Origin of the sequence: Methanohalobium sp. (assembly GCF_046546175.1) — an archaeon.
Lineage (GTDB): Archaea > Halobacteriota > Methanosarcinia > Methanosarcinales > Methanosarcinaceae > Methanohalobium.
This window is the reverse complement of sequence record NZ_JBKGYF010000102.1, coordinates 1-5479: the sequence shown is the minus strand read 5'-3', so window position 1 is coordinate 5479 and position 5479 is coordinate 1. Positions and strand designations below refer to the sequence as shown.

At 36.3% G+C, this 5479-nt stretch carries 6 protein-coding genes; all 6 read right to left on the bottom strand.

Annotated elements, in window-relative coordinates; translation table 11 throughout:
* Positions 1-280: 280 nt before the first annotated feature.
* The 6 genes from ACLFMM_RS09030 to ACLFMM_RS09005 all read right to left on the bottom strand — a co-directional run bounded on the left by ACLFMM_RS09030 (position 281) and on the right by ACLFMM_RS09005 (position 5307).
* Positions 281-1822 (bottom strand): phenylalanine--tRNA ligase subunit alpha, encoded by a 1542-nt coding sequence (locus ACLFMM_RS09030; RefSeq protein ID WP_410808407.1) that lies wholly within the window; start codon positions 1820-1822, stop codon positions 281-283.
* Positions 1823-1871: 49 nt separating this feature from the next.
* The gene (locus ACLFMM_RS09025; RefSeq protein ID WP_410808408.1) at positions 1872-3194 is read right to left on the bottom strand and encodes a tryptophan--tRNA ligase; all 1323 of its coding nucleotides are present in this window, start codon (positions 3192-3194) and stop codon (positions 1872-1874) included.
* Positions 3195-4280: 1086 nt separating this feature from the next.
* Positions 4281-4571, bottom strand: a complete 291-nt coding sequence (locus tag ACLFMM_RS09020; protein ID WP_410808406.1) for a hypothetical protein — start codon at positions 4569-4571, stop codon at positions 4281-4283.
* A 27-nt stretch (positions 4572-4598) separates the two neighbouring features.
* Positions 4599-4700, bottom strand: a complete 102-nt coding sequence (locus ACLFMM_RS09015) for a hypothetical protein (protein ID WP_410808405.1) — start codon at positions 4698-4700, stop codon at positions 4599-4601.
* A 332-nt stretch (positions 4701-5032) separates the two neighbouring features.
* Positions 5033-5125: a TFIIB-type zinc ribbon-containing protein gene (locus ACLFMM_RS09010; protein WP_410808404.1), complete on the bottom strand. Its 93-nt coding sequence runs from the start codon at positions 5123-5125 to the stop codon at positions 5033-5035.
* Complete coding sequence (locus tag ACLFMM_RS09005; protein WP_410808403.1) at positions 5122-5307, bottom strand: hypothetical protein; 186 nt, start codon at positions 5305-5307, stop codon at positions 5122-5124. The genes ACLFMM_RS09010 and ACLFMM_RS09005 overlap by 4 nt, the downstream gene beginning before the upstream one ends.
* Positions 5308-5479 lie beyond the last annotated feature (172 nt).

Genomic DNA, 5479 nt, shown 5'->3' with positions numbered 1-5479 from the left:
ATTATTTGTTACTAATATACAACACATCTTATTATTCGTCGATAAAGGTTATAAGTAACAAATATAGTGTTACTGACTATATATATATAGGTATATAGAATATGTCGATTAAATTTATAGCACTAAAATCCATTTGAACTCATAATAATCGGTACTAAACCTTCAATATCGATGAAAACAACACCGACTTTGAACTTACTGGTAAGTACCCTTATTATGCAATCTCTAACCTCTAATCATGTCGGTGTTGTAATTTCACCTGATATATAAATATTAAATATCACAACCTACAAACTTCACTTTTTCGTATCCAGTCGATGTCAGACTGATACAGTTCCCTCAAATCTCGCAGTCCGAGTTTCAACATCGCAACACGGCTGACACCAAGACCCCATGCAAGAACAGGATATTTGAGTCCCAGTGGTTCTGTTACTTCTTTCCTGAATATTCCGGCTCCTCCGAGTTCTATCCAGCCCATTCCGTCAATATAGACTTCTGGTTCTACACTGGGTTCTGTGTATGGGAAATATCCCGGTCTGAAACGAACATTTTCAAAACCCATTCTGTGATAAAATTCAGATAAACAGCCGAGCAAATTGGCAAAAGACAAGTTTTTATCCATAACAACACCTTCAAGTTGTTCGAATTCAGGAAGGTGCGTAGGGTCTATGGTCTCTCTTCGATATGCTCTGTCTATACAGAAGGCTTTTACCGGTGGTTCAGGGTTATCTGCAAGGTGCTTGATAGTTACTGCAGTTGTATGGGTTCTCAAAACATTTTTTCTGGCAATATTTTCATCCCATCGACCGCCCCATCCGGTTGAGTCTATATCTCCACCGTATTCATGCATGGCACAAACTTTATCTCTGCATTCTTCATCGATTTCTGATGTGGAACCCAGATGGAATGTATCTTGCATATCACGTGCAGGATGGTCTTGTGGCTGGAAAAGCGCATCAAAATTCCAGAAAGAGCTCTGTATAATTTCACCTCTAATCTCAGTAAATCCCATTTCTATGAAAATCTGGCGCATCTGGTTAATAAGGCGCTGATACGGATGAATTTTAGCACCGTATACAGGTTTTGGATGTGTATATATGTTATAGGGCCGGAAATTTTTGATTTTCCATTCTTCTGTTTTTAAAAGATGTGATGTGAGCTGGGTAATTTCCTCTTCTACTTCAATACCCTGTGCAACCAGTTCGAGTCCATGTTCTGTTATAGAGATATATCTGTACTTTTCCTCTTTTTTGGATACAAGTTTACGTTTGAGAAGGTCTTTGAGTGCTGATTCTTCACTGTCGTTTTCAAGTAGCTCATCTTTGGTTAATTCAACATCTGGTTTAGCAGAAGATGAAATCTGTTTTTTAAACCTGGCAAGAATTTTTTCGTCAATTCCTTCTTCAGGTGAATTTACTAAAGGATTTACCATACCGTTTTTTATCTCTGCCCAGTCTTTTTTCTTGAGCCATCCGATAGCAATTCCAACAATTTTTGATTGTAACTGTTTTTTCAATTCATCAATTGATACCGCTTCTGACAGAAACTCAATTATTTGGCGTTCTGGAAGCCCATCATCAGCATAATCCAGACCTTCACCTGTCAGTGTGTAATTAACAGAAACTTCTTCATCTACTTTTGCCAGCCCTTTTTCCTTAAGTAAAAAAGCTGACTGCATGGCGGCTTCAGGTTTCAGAGAGGTTTTCTTAGCCAGTTTTCCAGGTGTTGTGGTTTCCAGTTCACCAAGTGCAATCAACACTTTTTTTTCATTAGTAGACAGTTTATAATCAGATATTTCATGATGTTGTTTTTGTTCACTCATTTCATCACTCTTTAAACCATGATTTCACAGATAGTTTGAACCAATTAGTTCAATTCACGTATTTTCTGTATTTATCCAGTCCGTATTCATCCAGTCTTTCTTTGGCAGATTCACGTTTTTCCTGGTGGTCTTTCAAAAATTGGGACATGAGTTCTGCAGTATATTTTTTACAGCTCCCGCACATACGGGTTCCGCTTACACACTCATCATAAATATCGGCAAGTTGTTTATCATCATCTATTAAATGGAACATCAACAGTTCATAAACGGAACAATCCTTCGGATTACCACCCAGTTTTTTCTGCTCTTCCAGACTGATACAACCACCCGTTTTGGAACGTTTTACTTTTTTGGCACCCTCTTTCGGATCATCCGTCAGTGCGATATAACTGTCAGGGTCACTACTTGACATCTTGCCACCCTGCAATCCTGTCATAAACCTGTGGTATGTTGCAACTGGCGGAACAAAAGAGTACCCTCCTGTTTCAAGTTCTACCTGACGAACAATATCCAGTATTGTTTCAAAATCATCAGTTTCAAAGATATCGACATGTCCCTCAAATACCTTACTTTTACCAGGTGCCTGTTTTTTTATCTGTTTCAATACATATTCCGGTGCTGATTTATTGCGGATACTGAAGTAATGGTTACCATTTTTATCTTCCCGGGTTTCTATTCTTAACATGTTCATTTTATGAGCCAGTCCCCGTGTCAAACGTATATGAGGATCCTGGTCTGCACCAACCGGGACAACTGTAGGCTTTGGTCCTCCGAATTCCTTCAACTGCGGCTGCAGGATATCAGCACTCTGGGTAAGGGTACTAATCATGTGTGAAACATTTGTTTCACCACCAAAACCATAGATGGCACTGAGCTCTGAATAATTGGTTTTAATTCCAAGTTCAAATGCAATATTTTTGACATTATCACATTCCGATTGGAAATATATAGTTCCACCAGGTTCAAATCCCAGGGCTATCAGACTTAATAAGTATTCATTGATTCCAAGCTCACGGCATTTGTCCCATGAAAGTCCCCGAACTGCATGAGCTTCCCTGTCTGCAATACCAACAAACGCATCTGCACCCATTTGTTGATGCCAGACAATTTCGTCCATTACCATTTTACCGCCAAGATGTACCTTTCCTGACGGCATGAAACCACTGATAACAGAAAAAGGGTCCCCTTTATTCATCGCATCTACAATCAGATTATAGCTTCGGTGACCGAATATGATGTTACGCCTCATGAATTTATGAGGGGATGGGATTTCTGGGAACACTTCTTCAATCGGAGATATACCGAATTCATCGAATAATTTTGAATAATCTTCTATATCCAGCGTGCTCCATGGGTCAATTTTCATTTTCATATCCATATGGTGCCTCGTCAAATCGTTATGTGGACATTATGTTCCATATTATATATTTATAGCAATTGTGGTAGCCGTCAAACAACACAAAGATGACAGGATTTTATTGCCATCCAGATGGTTAAACATTACGATTTTAAATGTATAAGAACAGGAACATCATTTCTAAGTATAAGTTGAAATTAGCGGTATAAACTTTAAAACTTCTGGTATTATATTTCTGGAAGTGCTGCATTGCTAAGATTGAAACAATTCAACATTGTTCTCTGATGGTGTGCTATCAGTAACGGTATCGATTTTAAAATCAAAATCATTTTCGGTTAATTTTTCTTGGAAGATAATAATTTTTGAGGTTTTTACTCCCATCACCAAAATACAGTCGGCAACAATTTTGACAATTTAATTTGGCTCATATAAAGATAATTATTTTTTGGATGTATTGCAATCATTATTTATTTTAGTATTACATACTTAAAAATTAGGAACTTTTAATTTATATATTAGGAGTTGTTATTCATCGAATCTGATACTTATAATTATAAAACGGTCTATTTGATAAATTGTTATGGATTTAAGGTTATAAAGATACCTTACTGGTATTTAGAGCGCAACCATATATCAATCCCCGATAGAGCTCATCTACTCCATGAAACTAAATATTCTTTTATAGTAATTGATTTTTTCAATAATAGTGTTTGGTTACCAAAAGAGATTGTAGAGGTGGTTACTGACAAAACTTAAAAGTTTACATATAAAGATAATATTTTATTTTTGTTATAGTGATACATACACATAAATATGTAATAAGAGGTACATGTATCATATAACGTAAATTGAATATGGGGGATGTATTGATTAAGGATAACTAAAAAAAAATACTAGTAAACAAGGAACCAGGGTATTAGATTTATTTTTATATTCCAAATGAGTATTTGGATAAAAACGATATCGAATTAAACAATCAATCCGCTGTCTTAATGAAATTGATGGCGATTATCTAATGTTGGATGCATATCTACAGGGAGTATGGATAACAAAGGACATAATCAAGTGTAAAAAGAGAGCGTGTTTTGAAAAATAACACCTTTAAATTACAATACTAATATTCAATTCTTTACACATTTCTTTGTATCTATTATGTATGGTTACTTCGGTTACACCTGTCACATCAGCAACTTCGCGCTGGGTTCTTCTCTCCTCGCAAAGAATAGACGCAATATAGATGGCAGCAGCTGCAAAACCTGTTGGCCCACGTCCGCTTGTAATTTCTTTCTTTGAAATTTCCCTCAGGATTTCAATACTTTTGGATTGAGATTTACTACTTAATTTGAGATTAGAACAAAATCTTGGAACATAGTCGATAGATGAGGTAGGCATGATTTTTAAGTGAAACCCCTCTTGTAATCATACGATATGATTACCGATATCCTTACCACTGACTCTTGAAACTTCACTTATTTCATCTAATGTTCTTGGTGTATTATACTGACGGCACCATGCATACAAAGTTGCTGATACGACACTTTCTATACTTCTACCTCATATAAGATCTCTATCCACAGCTTTACGATAAATCACTGAAGCAATTTCTCTTAAAGGTCTTGGCAAACCAAGCGCAGAAGCCATTCGATCCAATTCTGATAATGCAAAAGCCAAATTTCTTTCAGTAGCATTACTTACACGGAGTCTACGCTACCATTTTCTCAATCTGCAAAGTTGTGTTCTGTGGTTAGATGATATTGATTTACCATTATTATCAAGGTTTCTTCAATCAATCATAGTGTATAGGCCTTTGTCATGTATGGTATATGTCATGGGCGTTCCTACCCTAGAGTGTTTCATATATGTTGGTCATGGTCATATGCTCGCCACTCTGAACCCTTGTCAACTAAATCAGTATCAATCACAAGACCACATCCAGTGCATATCAATTCTGCACGCTCATAATCCTGTTCAAGGTTTTTATTACCACATTCCGGACAATTTGTAATCGATGAACAATTTTCAAAAAATTTTTCTCTATTTTTCCGTTTTCTTTACGTGATTTTATCATTTCACGTATTTTCTCACGTTCCGAGGTACTAGAACGTTTGACTCTTTCTAATTCAACCATTAATACCCCATCCTGATCGATATTTGATTCAATCAAAGATAGTTTGCATGTCAATGTCGTAAAAAGGGAAAAAAGGAAAAAACAGGAACAATGAGTGATGAATTATATCCCTTGTTTATTCCTTTTGTTCTTTTTCTTTGGCATATGCAACGATAGCATCTTTAATACCGTA